This window comes from Marivita sp., from assembly GCF_051251565.1.
Taxonomy (GTDB): domain Bacteria; phylum Pseudomonadota; class Alphaproteobacteria; order Rhodobacterales; family Rhodobacteraceae; genus Marivita.
This window is the reverse complement of sequence record NZ_JBPOFB010000003.1, coordinates 412868-431184: the sequence shown is the minus strand read 5'-3', so window position 1 is coordinate 431184 and position 18317 is coordinate 412868. Positions and strand designations below refer to the sequence as shown.

Sequence of the window (18317 nt, the reverse complement as noted above, 5' to 3'; positions counted from 1 at the left end):
CCCCCGCGACGCCCCACCACCTAAGGCGCGTCGCGGTTCATGAACAGGCCGCCCAATTCGGGCGGCCTTCGTTCGTTAAGGGGTCAGTGCGCCGTTTCCCCTGCCAGTTCCACGGTAAAGAACCAGTCATCCTCGGGATCCTTGGACAAGACCTCGTCCGGGACCACTTCTGGGCCTGACAAAAAGACGTTCGATCCAAAATGACCATGCAGGCGCGACAGCTTTTCCAAGCGCACTCCAGTCAGATCGGCATAAAAATTCGCATAAGTCTCGGTCGCCCGCAGCGCATCGATCTTGTCACGGTGCGCACGCACCGCGCTGTCATGCGCCGCTTTGATCTCGGGATCGGCCATGAGCCGCGCCAGCTCGGCTTGCATCATCGGAAGGCGTGACTGGATAGACAGCTCTTCCTGATAATTGTTGTTCATCCGAAACCAGTAGGCCAGTCCCTGATCCCGATCCACATGGTTCACCCGACCGCGATCCCGCTTGACCAGAAAGCTTTCGGCAGAGCGCACCGCGTAATGGTTCAACTGCACCAGATCATAGCCATAGGTCTCTGTCGTCGACCGCCACCCATTGCGGAACATCTCGCGCGGAAGCGGCTGACCCGACCCGTTCACCCAGTTGATCTCTTCCCAAAGCTGTGGATTCAGCCCCTTGGGCCGGTGCACACCCAGTTTCTTGAACAGACCGATGTTCTTGAACAGCGTCTTGAACCCCCACGCCTGATGCGGCTTGCGGGCAAATTCAGGTGCGCAGAGCAGGAATTGTTCGGTGATGGGCCGGTCGAAAAATTCATGAACATCGCCATTGCCAAACAACCGCCACGTCATTGCGATCATGTTGGCGTCAGGCACCGCCGCGAACAATGCATCCAGCGTGCCATCACCCACCTTGATGTTTACAAATTCATCAACGTCAATACAGGTGACCCATTTGGCGTTCTTTATGATCGGTTCATCCTCGGACGCCTGAAGAGCCGCGTGTTGGGGCTTTAACCCACTTTCCCGAAACGGGTTTTCGCGGTGCTGCACAATGCCTTTGCGTTCCAGCATCTGAAGCATTGTGTCCGTGCCGTCGGTGCAATCATTGGTATAGACAATAATGTCGTCAAACCCGATGGCCCGGTGATACGCGAGCCACTCAAGGATAAACGGCCCCTCGTTCTTCATCGTTGTGACAATCGCCCTGCGCCCCTTGCCCTTGGACGCAGTTTCAGGCTCCATCTCGGGCATACGCACCGGTTTATGATCCCAATATCTCTCGGAGATTTCGATCAACGGGGGATGTTCGATCAGCGATGTCTTGGGCACGATCTTGGAAATCGACCGCGTCGGATGACGCAGCGCCATATGGCGATAGAAAAGCTGGGTATCCGCCCGAACCGGTGCCGCGTTGCCGATTCGGATCATCCGCCACACCACATTTTCCGGCGCTTTGGACGGCGCAATGCACCAGCGCTGGCGACCGCTTTTGGCGTCGAACTGAACGCAGATATGATCCGCGAACAGGGTAGGCTGATCCTTGCGCACGCGCCAAGGATAACAATGCCGCCCGAAAAGCGCGATCACCCCGCCATCCGCCTCGACCGCGCGGTCAAAGACGTTGGGCGCATCAGGCGGGATCAGGTCATGCACCTCTAGGTTTGCCACCGCGCGTGCCTGCGACAGGAACCGCAACCGCAGGATTTCATAAAGTGACATTGCCCCCAGGGGAGACGTCCAGGGCGCAGGGGCCGGAATCTTCATCCGGTCCTTGCCGGGCGCTTCAGGCACACAGAACGGATGCGCCTCGGCCGGGGCGTCATATCGGCCAAGCGGCTGGTCACTTTGCAGAACCAGCAACGTGCACTCCAACCCGCCGATCAACGCTTGCAGGTCACGGACAAACCCATCATCCGCACCCGGACGCGCGCGATCCACGATCACGGCACCTTGCACGTTCTGGGTTCTCACGTGGTGATCCAGCCACTGCGCCACGATCTGCGCGCTTTCACCGTTGCGCACCGCGGCCAGACAGTTCTTTCCCTCGAACAAACCCGGTTCAGCCTGAACGAGGGACAGGTCAAGAGCCTGTGCCCCGACCTGCATCGTGAATACGGCATCAGACGGAACCGCATAGCTGAGACAGGCGGCACCACCGACACTTTGCTGATGAACCGGTTCTGCCCCATCCAGAACACGCAGGCTGCTCAGGTCGCTTCCCGCTGCGAAAAACACCGTCACATGCCGCTGACCGTTGAGGACATGATCCACTGCGTCCAGCACTGTAACTGCGCCGCACACAGCGCCGTTCATCTGCCGTTCGATCACGTCTTTCGTCACCACGTCACCTTTGAACTCTTGCGTAGGAGCGCGCCAACGTCGCCCCGCCTTTACTCACAGCGCAGCCTTCAACCCATTGACCAGCTCATCCATATCCGGGTCCATCCGAAGCGACGCCGCCTTGCGCTTGTGCCAGTCAACGGCGCGTGCATGCAGGTCCTTGAGAACGGGATCGGATTTCAGCTCTTTCGCCAGCGCACCCGCTTTGGCCTTGTAGCGATCAATCGAGGTATCACCCTCGTCGTTCAGGTTGAAGCGATCCCAGTATTCCTGGCCAAGCACATGATGCGAATGGTTGGCCCGACCGCGTGCGCGCTTGACCAGAAAACTGTCCATCGACCGCAGGGCATAATGGTTGACCTGCGCATGGGTGAACAGCGGCGGATTGGCCGTGCGCTGACCATTGACGATATAGTCCGCCCCACCGGGAAGAACGCGGCGGGTATCGGGCACATGCTCATCCAAGGACACCGGCGCGTGCAGGCCCATGCGCTGAAACTTGTGCTGGTTGGTGTAAAGCGATTTTACGAACTTGCCGGTATCGGGACGCTCGGTCGCATCCCACTCCTGCTCGGCTTTGCGGAATTGCTGGGTGACCGGCTTGTCCTTGAATGACGCCACACCATCGGGGCCAAAAACGCGCCACGGAACCGAGATCACGTCACTCCCGTCGCCCGATCCGTCAACCAAAGCCTGCACCGACCCGTCACCGATATGAATGTTGAGGTATTCATCAACGTCACAGACAAACACCCATGTCGCGTTCAGAACGACGTCGTAGCGACGACTTGCCTGACGCAACGCCGAGCGGTGAATCCCCGCTTTGCGCACGATGGTATCATGCTGGGTGACCAGCCCCATCTCTTGCAAGCGCAGCAAAATATCGACCGTCGTGTCCGTACAATCATTGGTACAGACAAGGATATGGTCAAAGCCCAACGCTTTGTAATGGGCCACCCAATCAAGGATATAGGGGCCTTCATTCTTCATGGTTGAGACGACTGTATAGGTTCCGCTGCTCATCTCTGCCTCATGTGGCGGTTCATTTGACGACCGCGCTTGGTTTGGTTTTCCCAAAAAGTAGCGTGTTGGCCCCAGTCCGTGCAAGCGGCATGGCAGCAAAGGCACGAACCGCGCAAAAACTGAGTCAGAATTCACGCAGACTACACAAGACGCCTCTTTGATCTTAAGATTGTGATAAAGACGACGCCCGATACTCAAAAGAGGCGCGCAAATGAGGTAAAGCAGATGCCACGCACACGCGAGGTTGGTACGCTCTGGATCGGGGGACCGCTCAGTTGGTTGGAACAGCTGTGCCTGAAGTCCTTTGTCGACAAGGGGCAGAAAATCACCCTGTTCAGCTATGAAGACATCCCCAACGTGCCCGACGGCGTCATCCACCGCGATGGCCGCGAGATCATAGATACGGACGATTTCATCAAGTACGAGCAAAAGAACAGCTATGCGCTGTTTGCCGACTGGTTCCGCCTGCACATGATCCACCAGAACCCCGGCATGATCTGGGTCGACACCGATGTCTACTGCCACCGCCCGATGGACTATGACAGCGATTATGTCTTCGGCTATGAACTTCCCGGCGAACACCGCGTCAACAACGCCGTTCTGGGCCTGCCTGCCGACAGCGACGCATTGCAACAGATGATTGCCTTCACCGACGACCGGTTCTCGATTGCGCCGTTCCTGCCAAAGAAACGGCAAGACGAGATGCGCAAGAAGGCGGAAAAGGGCAAACCGGTTCACATCACCGAACAACCGTGGGGCGTCTGGGGCCCGATGATGGTGACCCATTATGTGCATGCCCTTGGCCTTGAAGATCACGTTCAACCGCTCAACGCTTTCTATCCGATCACCTTCCGCGAACGGTTCAAGTTCATGCGCCGCGCCGAACTGGCCGAGGGGCTGATCACCAAACAGACCACCGCGCTGCATCTCTGGGCGTCGAACAAACGCCAATTGGGCAACCTCCATGACGGCCTGCCGCCCAAGGGATCGTATCTCGAAAAACTGGTGCAGGAGCATGGCATAATCCCCGCACTTGCCCCCATCAAAGGGCGTGGCAACACGACGTTTGATGGGGCGCTGGTCGACGAGCTCGACCTGTCCGAGGTCAGCAGCGTGGCTGATCTCAGCGGTCAGGCGCGCAGCTTTGTGCTGGCCCTGCATCACAAGTTCGATTGCGACATCCATCTGGTGAACACCAACCGCCGTGCCAAGTTCAAAGAGGACGACATGCCGTGGCTGGCCGACTACATCACCTTCCTCACCGACAACGAGGTTGATCCAGACCGGATCAAGGTGATCCGGTCCGAGAAAGACCTCCGCCCGGTAGACGTGATCTGCAACCTTCAGGGCTTTGGCGATCAATGGAAGACCCAGTTCCTCGAACCCTTCCTGCTGCGCTGCGTGCACTCGGACACGCGCGTGTTCATGGATGTCCGGCGCGGTTCTGGCGCGTTTCCTTTCCTCAAGGCGCATGGCACGAACACCGTGCTGTCCACCCGCGAAGACGATGGCAAAGAAGTCACCCGCATTCGCATGATACCCAATCCACCCACCCCGGTGCAGGACGACACATGGGATGACATCGCGGTGCACTTGGCCGGCAAAAACGGCTGGTATCGCCCCGGCACAAACGGGCACAGCTTTCTTTATGTGCCGCGCGATCCCGACACGCTGGTCGTGACCTTCGACAATCTCGATATCGCCATGACCAAGCGCGAAGACCGCCGCCCATGGGGCTACAATTTCATCAAGGACCAAGGCTGGTCCATGCTGGGCGTGCTGGCCGGAGGCTGGACATGGTACCGCGAACCATGGGTCTATGATCAATTCGACGATCTCAAATCCAGCGGCTTTTTCAAACAGTTCAAACGCGTTGTGTTCTATGGCGCATCCATGGGAGGCTACGCCGCCTGCGCCTTTTCCCCTGCCGCACCGGGCTGCGACGTGGTGGCAATTTCCCCGCAATCAACAGTCGATAAAGCGCTGGTTCCATGGGAAACCCGGTACAAAGTGGTCTGGGACAGGGACTTTACCGGCAAATACGGCGATGCGTCCACGGTCAGCAAAGCCGCCAACCGCGTGTCGATCCTTTATGATCCCTATGAGCCCCTAGATGCGCAACACGCCGCCCGTTTCACCGGCACAAACGTGCAACACCTGCGCGCGCCGTTGCTGGGCCACAGGCTTGGCAGTTCGCTGAACCAGATGGGCATCCTTAGCCCAATCATCCTTGGCGCTCTGAACGGCACGCTCAGCAGCGAAGAATACTACCAAATGCTCCGCACCCGCCGCAGCTTTCCACGCTATCAGCGCGAACTCTTCAACCGGGCTGTCGAAAAGGGCCATACCACCCTCGCCCGCGCGCTGGGGGAACATATCCTCAAACAAAACCCCAACCGCGCTGTGCGCATGGGGATGAAAGCTTTGGGATGAAGTTGGTGCAGGTGAGAGGACAAACCTCGAACCACACCGGCCTCAAGTAGCCGAAGGCGGTAGGCCAAATAAAAATGGTGCCTCTGAAGGGACTCGAACCCCCGACCCCATCATTACGAATGACGTGCTCTACCATCTGAGCTACAGCGGCCAATCTCCGACACTGAACAACTCAGCCCGAGATTGGCGCGCGCACTAGCATTGGTTTTTGTCCAAGAAAAGTGCTATTTCACTTTTTTTCCGGCTCCAGCGTTTCGCCCGCTTGTTCAGAGGGCTCGGTCACCTCATCGACGGGTGTGTCCGCGACAACCTCATCTGGGACAATCGGGGCTGGCTCTATGATATCGGCATCGTCCACAGGGTTGGTCTTGTCCTCAATCGCGCCAACAATCAACGGCAGCATCTCGGCACCGGCGGGCAGCACCGTTTCGCTTTGCGGCGGTGTGGTCCAGCTCAGCGTATCAAAGCTTTGGCAGTTGTTACAAACCGGGGTCCAATCCGCGTGGATGGTCTTGCAATTATCGCAAACCCATTGCGGGCCACGCGGTGCGGTCAGCGCCCGCGCCAGCCAGCCGCGCACAACGGCGTCAGACGCACCTTGCCCCCGTTCCGTGGCCGCAACGATGGCCAGAACACGCGTGTCCGGTTCTGTCTCGGCCAGATCGCCAATGGCGCGACGCGCTTCAGGGAAATCCTCGGCCGCAAGGTTAAGCTCGGCCAAAAGCAGCTTGGTTTCCCGATGCTCCGGGCGCAACGCTGTCAACTGTTTGAACCGTTTGAGCCGCGCCGCGGCAGTTTCGTTCGGTTCAATCTCTGCAAATGCCGCTGCCAGATCCGGGTGAGGTTGCGCTTGCCATGCCTTTTTCAGGATACGTATCGCGTATTTGCCGCGTCCCTGCGCGATATGGCTGCGCGCTGCCATCGCCGCTGCCGGGATCAGATCGGGCGACGATTTGTTCGCCGCGATCGCCGCCTCTTGCGCCTCGATTGTCTTGCCGTCGTCCAACACACCCTTAGCCTCAGAAAGTGCCAGAACAGCATCGCGGCGCTTGTGCACATCGCGCGGCAGCGCCCCATGCTTGAGCTTGGCATTCAGCGTCCTGCGCGCCCCGGTCCAATCCGCGTTCTGCGCCTGAAGCCGCAGCAAAGTGTCCTGCACCTCTTCATGCTTGGGCTTGATCGCAAACGCCCGTTCAGCCAACTTCAACGCCGTGTCGGTATCGCCCGCATTCAGCTTTTGCTTCATCAATCCGCGCACCCCGACGAACCGCGTTGCGTCGTTCTGAACCAACCGCTTATAGACCTCTTCGGCTTTCTTGTTGTCACCTGTCATCTCGGCCGCTTGGGCCGTGATCAGGTCGGTCAGCTCCGGCTTGTGCAGGTACTTTTCCGCCTTCGTCGCCTTTGCCATCGCAAGACGACCTTCACCAGACGCGAGCGCCATCAACCCTTCGCTCAACGCCTGAAAACCCTTGCGTTCGCGGTTGCGGTCGAAATAGCGCGAAATCGCGGTTTCATCGCCGTTGATGAATTTCAGCGTCGCAATCAAAAGCGCAAACAGTTTGAGGAAAATCCAAACCACAAGGATCGCCACCAATGCTGCAATTACCGATTGCAACGGCCCAAGGGTAAACTCCGTCCCCCCTGCGGTGATCTGGATGCCGCCATTGCTTTCCATGAGAAAGCCAGCCCCCAAAGTCAGGCCGGTGACGATGACAACAAACAAAACAATCTTGAACAACGACCAAAGCATGAGACGCCCCCTTATTCCTGAAGAAGCTGCTGAACGAGACCGTCCGCAGCCGTTTGCGCCTCAAGGCGTGTTTTTGCGCGCGCTTGCCAATCCGACACCGCGCCCAGCGCAACCTCCGGCAACGCGGTCAATTCATCAAGCGCCGCACCCAGATCGCCCCCCCGCACCGCTGCTTCGGCGCGCGACAGAACCGCGTCCGGGCTGTCGCCCTCGCGCGGCGCTACAGATCGCGCACCAAGCTGGTTGGCAAAGAACGTGGCAATCCGGCCAGTGCCCTCGGCTGTTTCCGTCTCAACACTGCGGGCCGCAGACAACGCCGCACGCGCAGTATCCGGGAAACTGGTCATCAGGCCCGCCATCGTCGGCAATCCCGCCTCGGCGGCAGCGGCCAAAACCTCGGGCACCTCGACACCGTTGGCGGCCAGAACCCCAACCGCGTCGGCATAGCCCGTGCCGCTTTCAAGCGCGGCGGTGATCGTCGCCAAGGCCGCACGCGATGCTGCCAATTTCGCCTGCTCTTCGGCGTTTTCTTCGGCAGCAACCGCTTCTTGGGCCATCTGGACCACTTCGGCGCGCTGTGCCTCGACATCCGCCTGCAAATCCGCAAGCGCACGTTCGTAAGCGGCAATCGCCTCGGGCGACACGGCCTGTTCAAGCGGCTGACGCTCAAGCACATCTACCCGCGCGGTCATCTCTTCGATGCGCGCCGTGGTGGCATCCAGCCGCGTGGCAAGGTCAGACGCCGTGGACTGCACCGCTGCAATCTGGTCCTCAATCGGAGTCAAATCAACGCTCGGGGCTTCGGTCGCCTCCAGCGTCGCCAGACGCGCACCAAGATCGGACACCACGCCACCCTGTTCGGTCAACGCCGCACGGGTGTCATCCTCAAAGCTGTTGCCCGTTGCGGCAAACGGCCAGACATCCTGAGACACATATGCCGCCGCCCCATAACCCAGCGCAGCAGCAACAACCCCCCCCGCAAGCATCGGAACAAACCCGCCCTTGCGCTCAATGGTTGTTTCTCGAATCACCTCTGGGGCAAGCGGGACAGGCGCCGGCGCCTCTATCGGCTCGGGATCAGCAGCGTGCCCCTCAACCGTTTCCGCATCTATCAACAGCGCTTCCGCCTCATCTTCGGACAGATGATCGTCGCCTTTCTCGGTTGCCGCGACGCTATCGTGATCAAGCGCGTCATCGGACAGGGTCACATCATCCGATTTCGGCTCTTCAAGGGACAGAACGTCGTCAGCAACTTTATCGCCCGCATCAGGGGCCTCAGGTGCCGCTTCAAGGTCAGACAAAACGTCGCCCGCCACCTCCTTTGGATCGGTCACACCATTGGCATCTACCTGATCTTCGGTCTCTGTCTTTGACGTTTTATCCGTGATTTTGCGTTTCGCCACCGGCTATTCCCTCGAATCTGTCAATTCAACACGACAGTGCTGTCAATTCTACCTTACGATCGTCACGTGCGCCGCTCAAGATTCGTAGCGTCCGTGACCATTTCAACGATCAATTCAATCATGCCGCCCCGGTCGGGCGTCTTTGCAATGCGTGTCTCATTCTGTGCCGCCAGAGGCAACGCGCCCGCCACCGCCCGGCTGATCGCCGCAAACCTGATATCGCCAAGCCCTGCCGATTCGCGGCCAAGCTGCTGCGCTGTCCGGGCCGAGAATACCGGCGCAAGCACGGGTCTGTCTTGCGACAAAGCCTCCCGCGTGTCTCGTGCAAACGGCTCAAGCACCTGATCGTAGACCACCACGTCTGATGTTGCGACCCCGGCCTCCGTCAAGCGTTCTGCGATATCCCCGATCGCGTTTTCCCCCCTCACATGCAGCAGCGGCCCACAATAGCCACGGTCAAGAACATGCCTGACCAACTGATCCGCCGTTCCGCCAGACACGTCCGTGTCAAACCCAAAGGCGCGCGCTGCCTCTCCTGTTGATGCGCCCACCGCAATGACAGGCACAGACAATAAAGGCCCTCCTAAAACCTTATACGCATCTAAACCGTTCGCAGAGGTGAATATCAACCCGGCGGTCCCCTCAAGCGACGGCAATGGCCCGGTCACTTTGATCGACAGCAGCGGATTGATTAAAAAATCGACGGCGGCACGCACGTCCTCCGGCAGGGCGTCCCAAAACGCGTCCGAAGACGGCTTTGGTCGTGTCAGCAGCAGCAGAGGGCGTCGCAAGACCATCGCATCCCGTGTTGTTGTGAGCAGCACCCAAGGGTGGTAACTGCTTGCCCTTATGGGTGCAACGGAAAGTCTGATGGACCACGACATCACTGTTCTTGGGCTGGAAAGCAGCTGTGACGATACCGCCGCCGCTATAGTGCGCGGGCGCAGCATCTTGTCCTCGGTCGTTGCAGACCAAACCGCACTGCATGCCGCATATGGCGGTGTGGTCCCGGAGATCGCCGCCCGCGCCCATGCCGAGAAGCTTGATCTTTGCATCGAAACTGCTTTGTCCGAGGCCGGGATTCCCCTTGCCGATGTCGATGCCATTGCGGTCACCGCAGGGCCAGGCCTCATCGGCGGCGTGCTGTCTGGTGTGATGATGGCCAAAGGGCTCAGCGCCGCCACCGGCAAACCCTTGATCGGGGTGAACCACCTTGCCGGGCACGCGCTCACCCCGCGCCTCACGGACGGGCTTGGCTATCCGTATCTCATCCTTCTGGTGTCCGGTGGACATTGCCAGTTCCTCCGCGTCGATGGCCCCACTACGTTCACCCGTCTGGGCAGCACCATCGACGACGCCCCCGGCGAGGCCTTTGACAAAACCGCCCGCTTGCTTGGGCTGCCGCAACCCGGCGGACCGTCGGTAGAACGTCACGCGCTGTGCGGCGATGCGAAACGCTTTCGCTTTCCGCGTCCCTTGCTGGACCGCCCCGGATGTGACCTGTCCTTCTCGGGCCTCAAAACCGCGCTGCTGCGTCAGCGCGATCAGCTTGTCTTGGATCAATCCGGGCTGCACGCGTCAGACGTGAACGACCTGTGCGCCGGGTTCCAAGCCGCCGTGCGCGATGTGCTGGTCGAAAAATCCCGCCGTGCGCTGGCGTTGTCACCGGGCATCAGCGGCTTTGCAGTCGCGGGTGGTGTGGCTGCAAATGTGGCTCTACGCAGCGCATTAGAGACGCTTTGCGCCGATCACGCCCTGCCGTTCATTGCGCCACCATTGGCCCTGTGCACCGACAACGCCGCCATGATCGCCTATGCCGGGGCCGAGAAATTCGCCGTCGACGGTGCAGATGATCTGGCCCTGTCCGCGCGCCCACGCTGGCCTCTCGACACCCACGCGCCAAGCCTTATTGGCAGCGGCAAAAAGGGCGCAAAAGCATGATTGGCGTGATGGGGGCCGGGGCTTTCGGCACCGCTTTGGCCATCGCACTGTCCCGCACCGGAACCCCCGTCACCCTTTGCGCGCGATCACCAGACCACGCCGCCGAAATGGCCAAGTTGCGCCTTAACAGAGCCTATTTACCCAACGCGCCGTTCCCAGATGCGCTGCACATCACGTCCGACCAGGCCGCGCTCGACCATGCAGACGCGCTGTTGCTCGCCATTCCCTTGCAACACCTGCGCGCCGCACTGAAACACGTCGAAACACCCGATACGCCGCTGGTTGCCTGCTGCAAAGGCATCGAACTTCGCACCGGCTTCGGCCCCACCGGGGTGATCCGCGAACGGTTCCCGGACGCAACTGCGGCGATCCTGACCGGCCCAAGTTTCGCCGCCGACATCGCCATTGGCCGCCCCACCGCGCTGACGCTGGCCTGCGCAGATGACGCTGCGGGCAAAGCGTTGCAGGCACGGCTGACAACACCCACACTGCGTCTGTACCGCACAACAGACACGATCGGGGCCGAACTTGGTGGCGCGCTTAAGAACGTCATGGCCATCGCCTGCGGTGCGGTGATCGGTGCGGGCCTTGGCGACAGCGCGCGCGCCGCAACCCTCACCCGCGGCTTTGCCGAGATACAGCGGATCGGCGCACATTTCGGGGCGCAGCCCGACACGCTGTCGGGTCTGTCCGGTCTGGGGGATCTGGCCCTGACCTGCACATCCGACCTGTCCCGCAATTACCAACTTGGGCTGTGTTTGGGTCGAAATGACCCATTCGATCCAGCCATCACAGTCGAAGGCGCCGCAACCGCGCGCGCCATGCTTGAAATCGCTCAGCGCAAAACCATCGACGTTCCCATCACTAAAGCCGTGACAGAGCTGCTTGACGGGACGATTACGATTGCCGATGCCATAACAGACCTGATGACCCGTCCCCTAAAGGAAGAATAAATGCTGATTGCCCTGATTGCCCGCGACAAAGACGGCGCTCTTGAAACCCGCAAAGCCAACCGCGACGCGCACCTCGCCTATCTCAACGCGACCGGCGTTGTTGAACAGGCCGGGCCCCTGCTGGACGATGCCGAACAGATGATCGGATCGCTGATCGTGCTGGACGTGGCCGATATGCCCGCCGCGCAGGCTTGGGCAGATGCAGACCCTTATGCCAAGGCGGGTCTGTTCCAAAGCGTTGACCTGATCCCGTGGAAGCGAGTCATCCAGCGATGAAATACTGGCTGTTCAAATCCGAACCCTCGACATGGTCCTGGGACCAGCAGGTCGCCAAAGGCGATACGGGCGAAGAATGGGACGGCGTGCGCAACTATCAGGCGCGGAATTTCATGCGTGCGATGTCGGTGGGGGATCTTGGGTTCTTCTACCATTCGCAAAAGGAAAAGTCAGTGGTGGGCACTGTCGAGGTGATCACCACCGCCCACCCCGAAAGCAAAACCGACGATCCGCGCTGGGACTGTGTGGACATCAAAGCGGTGCAAGCGGCCAAAACGCCCATATCGCTGGACCAGATCAAAGCGGATGACCGGCTGTCGCAGATGGTGCTTGTGACCAATTCACGCCTCTCGGTGCAGCCGGTCACACCCGAGGAATGGCGGATCGTCTGTGATCTGGCCGGGCTGAAAGGCTAGACCCATGATGACCCTTCTTACCGTTCTGGTCGCCGGTCTGGCCGGATGGGCCTTTGGCGCAGTATGGTACAGCGTGTTTGCCAAATCCTGGTCGGTCGCGTCAGGCGTGCCTGTCGGCGCCAATGGCAGACCCACGAACCGCGCAAGCCCCAAGCCGTATGTGATCAGCATCATCGCTGTGATGATCGTCTCGGCCACGATGGTCTACGCCTTCGACATGTTGGGAACCGAAACCTTTGGCAAAGGCTTTACCTCTGGCCTTGGCATCGGGGCGTGTTTCGCAGCCCCTTGGCTGGCCCTGAGCTATGGCTTTGCCGGCAGGCCGTTCAAACTTACCCTGATTGATGGGGGATATGCGGCTTTGGGATCTGGCGTGATCGGTGCTGTTATCACGTTGGTCTGAAATGTTACGGAGGGTTCCAGCAAGCGCCGAAACCCTCCGTCCCCGCGCTCCCAAGTCACCACGCGCGTCAACTGAATATGGTTTCGGTCGTCCTGACCGTCACAGAGTATCTACCGCACCCGCGCGGCGTCGCCAAACACCAAACAGGTTGCATTTAACTCAATCCCAACAGACCTGCCGCCTGCCAGCAGGCAAACCGACTTGGTGATTGACAGGTTTGTCACAGTCCCGAATATGAAACGAACGCTCTGAACACGCCCCAACCGGGCACCGCAGGGCGGTCCAATCACAGCAGGTGCACCCCCGATATCTGGCGCAATGGAGACTGCAATGGAGCTTACACTGGAATCCGCCTTTTCAATCGGCGGGTTGGTCGGCCATCTGTCCTATCTCCTTCTCGTCCTCTCGATGGTGATGCGCGTGATGTGGGTTTTGCGGGTGCTGGTGATCCTGTCGGCCTTTGTCGCCATTGCCTATGATTTTATCTGGCTCAAAGACCCGGTTGGCGTATTTTGGGAAACCCTGCTGGTTTTGGTCAACATCGTGCAATTGTCTGTCACCTACGCACAAAACCGATTCGAGAAATTCGACGGCCGCGAAGCCGCGTTTGTGCATGATGCCTTCCCCGGCCTCAGCAACAAGCTCAAGCGCAAGATCATCCGCAAAGGCGCATGGCACGACGCTGATGTAGGTACCAAATTCACCCAAGCAGGCAGCCCTGTCGATAACCTAATCTACATCGCGGATGGAACGGTTGAGATCACCGGCAAGGAAACCACCCTTGGCCAGTGCCTGCCGGGCGATTTCGTCGGTGAAATGACCGTCCTGACCAAAGCGGCCGCAACGGGAACTGCTATTGCCCTAACTCCGATCACATACTGGGCGATCAAAGGCGATGACCTCAGATCTCTGGTCGCAACGAATGAAGAGGTCAATCAAGCCGTCTATGCCAGCTTCCACCGCAACATGCTCACCAAACTCGTCGCGGCAAACAGCCTGTTGGACAAACACGACGAACCCTCCATCGCATAGTGTCGATGTTGGCCAGAAGGCACAAAAAAAGCGCCCGCAGATTGGGGCGCTTTTCATGTCTGATCTTGGACAGAGTCAGCCGTAGACAGCTTCTTTGCCGAAATGCTTGGTCAGCATGTAATAGACCACCGCGCGATATTTATTGCGCTCGGATTTGCCGTAGGTTTCCAGTACCGAATTGATCGCATCCATCAGCTCGGGACCATCCTTGAGGCCCAGCTTCTTGATCAGGAAATTGTCTTTCACGGTCTCAAGCTCGGATGCCTGTGTCGCCGCCACTGTGGACGCGTCCGCATTGTAAATTGCAGGACCGCAGCCAATCGTGACCTTGGTCAATAAAGTCATGTCCGGTGTCATACCGCACTTGTTTTTCAAATCATCCGCATACTGCGCGATCAAATCGTCTCTCTTACCCATCACTGTCTCCCTGTGACTCTTGGCTACCCGGAGGACCGGCCCCCAACGTGCACAAAGGTGGCAAAAACCCCTGCATGGGGCAATGGGAAATACGGTTTTGCGGTCCCATGGCGCGGTTTCCCACTGGTTCTCGGCGCAAACTCACGGAATGGTGGGACATTATCTACCATCAGGAGGGATTTATGGGACTTTGGAATTTCATGAAAAGCGCGGGTCGCAAGCTGACAGGCAAAGATGACCTGCCAACAGCAGCGATCCTGCAAAAGGAAGTCGCCGATCTGGGGCTGGACACCAAGGGTGCCGAGATCACAGTCGACGGTGACAAGGTTGTCGTCACCGGTGGCGACATGACACAAGAAGAGCGTGAAAAGGTGATCCTTGCCGTGGGTAACGTCGAAGGCGTGGCCGCAGTTGAAGCCGACACAACAGGCGATCCGGTGTTTCACACGGTTGAAAAGGGCGACACGCTTTGGGCGATTGCTGCCAAGACCCTTGGCAACGGATCGAAATACAACGCGATCTTCGAGGCAAACCGCCCGATGCTGAGTCATCCGGACAAGATTTACCCGGGCCAGACACTGCGCATTCCGCAGGAAGCTTGATCTCAGATAGGCCCCGGCCCAGCGTCGATGCAATAATGGACCTTGCGGGCGCAAAGTGATGCGCCCGCAAGGTATCTCTTCAGTAGCGATAATGCTCGGGCTTGAACGGGCCTTCGGGTTTTACGCCGATGTAAGACGCCTGATCCGAAGACAGCTGGGTCAGCTTTACGCCGATCCGGTCCAGATGCAGGCGGGCGACTTTTTCATCCAGATGCTTGGGCAGAATGTAAACCTGATTGTCGTAATTTGCGCCGTTCTTCCACAGTTCAATCTGGGCCAGCACCTGATTGGTGAAACTTGCGGACATCACGAAAGACGGGTGACCGGTGGCATTGCCGAGGTTCAAAAGACGGCCTTCGGACAGAAGCAGAATGCGGTTGCCCGAGGGCATCTCGATCATGTCCACCTGTTCCTTGATGTTGGTCCATTTGTGGTTCTTGAGGCTGGCCACCTGAATTTCATTGTCGAAGTGGCCAATATTACCAACGATCGCCATATCCTTCATCTCGCGCATGTGCTCGATGCGGATGACGTCTTTGTTGCCGGTGGTCGTGATGAAGATGTCAGCGGTGCCAACCACGTCTTCGAGCAGCACAACCTCAAAGCCGTCCATAGCCGCTTGCAGCGCGCAGATCGGGTCAGCCTCGGTCACCTTCACGCGGGCACCGGCACCGGACAGGGACGCGGCAGAGCCTTTGCCCACATCGCCGTAACCGCAGACAACGGCAACCTTGCCCGCCATCATCACGTCAGTGGCGCGACGAATGCCGTCAACCAGCGATTCCTTACAGCCGTATTTGTTGTCGAATTTCGACTTGGTGACTGAATCGTTCACGTTGATCGCCGGGAATGGAAGCTGACCATTCTTGTGCAACTCGTACAGACGGTGCACGCCGGTGGTGGTTTCCTCGGACACGCCCTTGATCGCATCGCGGACCTTTGTGAACCAACCGGGGCTTGCGGCCATACGCTTGGCGATCTGTTTCTTGATCACCTCTTCCTCTTCGGATTGCGGCACCGGAATGATCTCTTCGCCCGCTTCGGCGCGCGCGCCAAGCAACACATACAGTGTCGCGTCGCCGCCATCGTCAAGGATCATGTTTGCGCCTTCGGGGAACATGAAGGACTTGTCGAGGTAATCCCAATGCTCTTCCAGCGTCTGACCCTTGATCGCAAAGACCGGAACGCCCGCTTCGGCAATCGCCGCCGCAGCATGATCCTGGGTCGAGAAGATGTTGCACGACGCCCAGCGCACATCGGCACCAAGCGCTGTCAGGGTTTCGATCAGGACGGCTGTCTGGATCGTCATGTGCAACGATCCGACGATGCGCGCGCCTGCCAGCGGCTTTTCCGCGCCGTATTCTTCACGAAGCGCCATCAAGCCCGGCATTTCGGTTTCGGCGATGTCCAGTTCTTTGCGGCCGAACCCGGCCAGCGCAATGTCTTTAACGATATAATCTTTGGCCATGTCCGGCGCTCCACTTCACAATCCGTTTGGAGGGCGAGTTAGCACGCAGGCACCGTCCCGGCAATGCGCGCCGGTTTACAACGGTCACTCCCCGCCTTACCCAATATAAAAACGAGGCATATTATGGCGAAACCCCCACGCGCATGGCAACGGATGCTGTCCGGTCGGCGGCTTGATCTGCTGGACCCGACCCCGGTCGATATCGAGATCGAGGACATCGCCCATGGTCTTGCCTTTGTGGCGCGCTGGAACGGTCAGACCTTCGGGGATTTTCCGTACTCGGTCGCCGAGCATTCGCTTTTGGTTGAAACGCTGTTTTCCCGCTTGTGCCCAACGGCCACAGCGGCGGAACGGCTGTCCGCGCTTTTGCACGATGCGCCGGAATACGTAATCGGGGATATGATTTCACCCGTGAAAGCGGCTGTCGGTCCGGGATATGGCGCGCTGGATGACAGGCTGACAGCGGCCATTCATATCCGGTTTGGACTGCCTGCCGTGACGCCTGCCAAGTTGAAAAAGCAGATCAAGAAAGCCGACCGCATCAGCGCCTGGATGGAGGCCACCCAGATTGCCGGGTTCACACGCGTTGAGGCGGACAAGTTCTTTGGCGCGCCGGATCTCCATCTGATCGCGGATCTGACGATTGTTCTGCGCCCCCCGGTCGAGGTGCGCCGCGACTTTACCAATCGCCATGGCACCTTGATGGGGCAGATGGTGTGATCACAGTCCGGCGCGCGGGCGATCTTGATGCCCGCGCCATGGCAGAGCTTTTGACAGCGATCATTCGCAAAGGTGGGACAACAGCGTACACGCAAGACGTGTCTCGCGGCGATATACTGGAGTGGTTCCGGCAGGCCCCGGACAGGTCCGCGTGGCATGTCGCGGAAGACGACAAAGGCGCATTGCTCGGGTTTCAGTTCATTGAACCGCATCCCGATTTACCCCCCGAGGCCTGTGACATCGCCACGTTTGTAATGCTGGGTCAGACCAAGCTTGGCATTGGATCAAAGCTGTTCGAGGCAAGCCGCAAAAACGCACTACACCTTGGCTATCGCTGGATGAATGCGACGATCAGGACGGACAATGCAGGGGCTCTGGCCTATTATCAAAGCCGAGGGTTTGAACCCTATGCACGGCATCCCGATCAAAGGCTGGCCAATGGGCAGATGGTCAACAAGATCAGCACACGCTTTGATCTTTAAGCGCGGTACGGTGTTTGGCAAAAGGCTGTAGAGCCAACAACCTATGCGAGAACTTGCCCATGGGCAAGTTTTTAGCCCCTACCGGGGGCTGCGCTTTGCCAGGATACGCTGCAAGGTCCGGCGGTGCATATTGAGGCGGCGCGCGGTCTCGGACACGTTGCGATCACAAAGCTCGTACACACGCTGAATATGTTCCCAGCGCACGCGATCCGCGCTCATCGGGTTTTCCGGCGGCGGCGGAAGATCGTCGCCCTTGGCCAAAAGCGCATTGGTGATGTCGGTCGCGTCAGCGGGTTTGGACAGGTAATCCGTCGCGCCGATTTTGACGGCGGCAACAGCGGTCGCAATCGCGCCGTACCCGGTGAGCACCACAACCCGACTGTCGGGGCGTTTGTCGCGGATGACTTCGACCACGTCGAGCCCATTGCCATCCTCAAGGCGCAGGTCAACCACCGCATAGGCCGGAGGGCGTGCCGTTGCGATGGCAGACCCTGCGGTGACGGACCCTGCGGTCTCGACGTCGAAGCCACGCTTCTCCATCGCTTTGGCAAGACGGCGCAGAAACGGCTCGTCATCGTCCACAAGCAAAAGGGATTTATCCTCGCCGAGATCGTCTTGAGTCCGCTCGCTCACGCTGATTTCCTCCCGCTGATTTACGTTATCGTCCA

Annotated in this window: 18 protein-coding genes and 1 tRNA gene; 10 read left to right on the top strand and 9 right to left on the bottom strand. The window is 59.0% G+C overall.

From position 1 onward, the window contains the following. Positions 1-83 precede the first annotated feature (83 nt). Both ACSHXH_RS06675 and ACSHXH_RS06670 read right to left on the bottom strand, forming a co-directional pair. On the bottom strand, positions 84-2327 hold the full coding sequence (locus tag ACSHXH_RS06675; RefSeq protein WP_435670996.1) for a glycosyltransferase family 2 protein: 2244 nt from the start codon (positions 2325-2327) through the stop codon (positions 84-86). A 54-nt stretch (positions 2328-2381) separates the two neighbouring features. After that, on the bottom strand, positions 2382-3350 hold the full coding sequence (locus ACSHXH_RS06670) for a glycosyltransferase family 2 protein (RefSeq protein WP_435670995.1): 969 nt from the start codon (positions 3348-3350) through the stop codon (positions 2382-2384). Between the two features lie 225 nt (positions 3351-3575). Here ACSHXH_RS06670 and ACSHXH_RS06665 point away from each other — a divergent pair, with 225 nt between their 5' ends. Beyond that, positions 3576-5783 carry a hypothetical protein gene (locus ACSHXH_RS06665; protein WP_435670994.1) on the top strand — a complete coding sequence of 736 codons (2208 nt, stop codon included), beginning with the start codon at positions 3576-3578 and terminating at the stop codon, positions 5781-5783. A 75-nt stretch (positions 5784-5858) separates the two neighbouring features. Here the strand turns inward: ACSHXH_RS06665 and ACSHXH_RS06660 are convergent. From ACSHXH_RS06660 to ACSHXH_RS06645, 4 genes are all read right to left on the bottom strand, one after another. Further along, positions 5859-5934, bottom strand: a tRNA-Thr gene (locus ACSHXH_RS06660). 78 nt (positions 5935-6012) lie between these two features. Further along, a complete protein-coding gene (locus ACSHXH_RS06655; protein WP_435670993.1) occupies positions 6013-7536 on the bottom strand; it encodes a heme biosynthesis protein HemY in 1524 nt (507 codons plus the stop codon). Between the two features lie 11 nt (positions 7537-7547). Then, positions 7548-8939, bottom strand: coding sequence for a COG4223 family protein (locus ACSHXH_RS06650; RefSeq protein ID WP_435670992.1), 1392 nt, complete (start codon positions 8937-8939; stop codon positions 7548-7550). 62 nt (positions 8940-9001) lie between these two features. Beyond that, the gene (locus tag ACSHXH_RS06645; protein ID WP_435670991.1) at positions 9002-9763 is read right to left on the bottom strand and encodes a uroporphyrinogen-III synthase; all 762 of its coding nucleotides are present in this window, start codon (positions 9761-9763) and stop codon (positions 9002-9004) included. Between the two features lie 46 nt (positions 9764-9809). Here ACSHXH_RS06645 and tsaD point away from each other — a divergent pair, with 46 nt between their 5' ends. From tsaD to ACSHXH_RS06615, 6 genes are all read left to right on the top strand, one after another. Then, positions 9810-10880 carry a tRNA (adenosine(37)-N6)-threonylcarbamoyltransferase complex transferase subunit TsaD gene (gene tsaD / locus ACSHXH_RS06640; RefSeq protein ID WP_435670990.1) on the top strand — a complete coding sequence of 357 codons (1071 nt, stop codon included), beginning with the start codon at positions 9810-9812 and terminating at the stop codon, positions 10878-10880. Beyond that, positions 10877-11833, top strand: coding sequence for an NAD(P)H-dependent glycerol-3-phosphate dehydrogenase (locus ACSHXH_RS06635; protein ID WP_435670989.1), 957 nt, complete (start codon positions 10877-10879; stop codon positions 11831-11833). Before tsaD ends, ACSHXH_RS06635 begins: the two co-directional genes overlap by 4 nt. After that, positions 11834-12109 carry a YciI family protein gene (locus ACSHXH_RS06630; RefSeq protein ID WP_435670988.1) on the top strand — a complete coding sequence of 92 codons (276 nt, stop codon included), beginning with the start codon at positions 11834-11836 and terminating at the stop codon, positions 12107-12109. Beyond that, the gene (locus tag ACSHXH_RS06625; RefSeq protein ID WP_435670987.1) at positions 12106-12525 is read left to right on the top strand and encodes an EVE domain-containing protein; all 420 of its coding nucleotides are present in this window, start codon (positions 12106-12108) and stop codon (positions 12523-12525) included. The genes ACSHXH_RS06630 and ACSHXH_RS06625 overlap by 4 nt, the downstream gene beginning before the upstream one ends. A 4-nt stretch (positions 12526-12529) precedes the next feature. Further along, a complete protein-coding gene (locus ACSHXH_RS06620) occupies positions 12530-12928 on the top strand; it encodes a DUF1761 domain-containing protein (protein WP_435670986.1) in 399 nt (132 codons plus the stop codon). A 330-nt stretch (positions 12929-13258) separates the two neighbouring features. Continuing rightward, the gene (locus tag ACSHXH_RS06615) at positions 13259-13960 is read left to right on the top strand and encodes a Crp/Fnr family transcriptional regulator (RefSeq protein WP_435670985.1); all 702 of its coding nucleotides are present in this window, start codon (positions 13259-13261) and stop codon (positions 13958-13960) included. Between the two features lie 75 nt (positions 13961-14035). Here ACSHXH_RS06615 and ACSHXH_RS06610 read toward each other — a convergent pair whose 3' ends face one another. Continuing rightward, entirely contained in the window at positions 14036-14377 is a 342-nt protein-coding gene (locus tag ACSHXH_RS06610) for a DUF2853 family protein (RefSeq protein ID WP_435670984.1), read from the bottom strand. Between the two features lie 182 nt (positions 14378-14559). Between ACSHXH_RS06610 and lysM the strand changes: the two genes are divergently transcribed. Continuing rightward, on the top strand, positions 14560-14979 hold the full coding sequence (lysM, locus tag ACSHXH_RS06605; protein WP_435670983.1) for a peptidoglycan-binding protein LysM: 420 nt from the start codon (positions 14560-14562) through the stop codon (positions 14977-14979). Positions 14980-15058: 79 nt separating this feature from the next. Here the strand turns inward: lysM and ahcY are convergent, their stop codons facing one another. Beyond that, positions 15059-16447 (bottom strand): adenosylhomocysteinase, encoded by a 1389-nt coding sequence (gene ahcY / locus ACSHXH_RS06600; RefSeq protein WP_435670982.1) that lies wholly within the window; start codon positions 16445-16447, stop codon positions 15059-15061. A 123-nt stretch (positions 16448-16570) separates the two neighbouring features. Between ahcY and ACSHXH_RS06595 the strand changes: the two genes are divergently transcribed. Both ACSHXH_RS06595 and ACSHXH_RS06590 read left to right on the top strand, forming a co-directional pair. Further along, on the top strand, positions 16571-17167 hold the full coding sequence (locus ACSHXH_RS06595; protein WP_435670981.1) for a hypothetical protein: 597 nt from the start codon (positions 16571-16573) through the stop codon (positions 17165-17167). Then, a complete protein-coding gene (locus tag ACSHXH_RS06590) occupies positions 17164-17649 on the top strand; it encodes an N-acetyltransferase family protein (RefSeq protein ID WP_435670980.1) in 486 nt (161 codons plus the stop codon). The genes ACSHXH_RS06595 and ACSHXH_RS06590 overlap by 4 nt, the downstream gene beginning before the upstream one ends. 78 nt (positions 17650-17727) lie before the next feature. On the opposite strand, the gene ACSHXH_RS06585 is transcribed toward ACSHXH_RS06590, so the two are convergent. Further along, on the bottom strand, positions 17728-18282 hold the full coding sequence (locus ACSHXH_RS06585) for an ActR/PrrA/RegA family redox response regulator transcription factor (protein ID WP_435670979.1): 555 nt from the start codon (positions 18280-18282) through the stop codon (positions 17728-17730). Positions 18283-18317 lie beyond the last annotated feature (35 nt).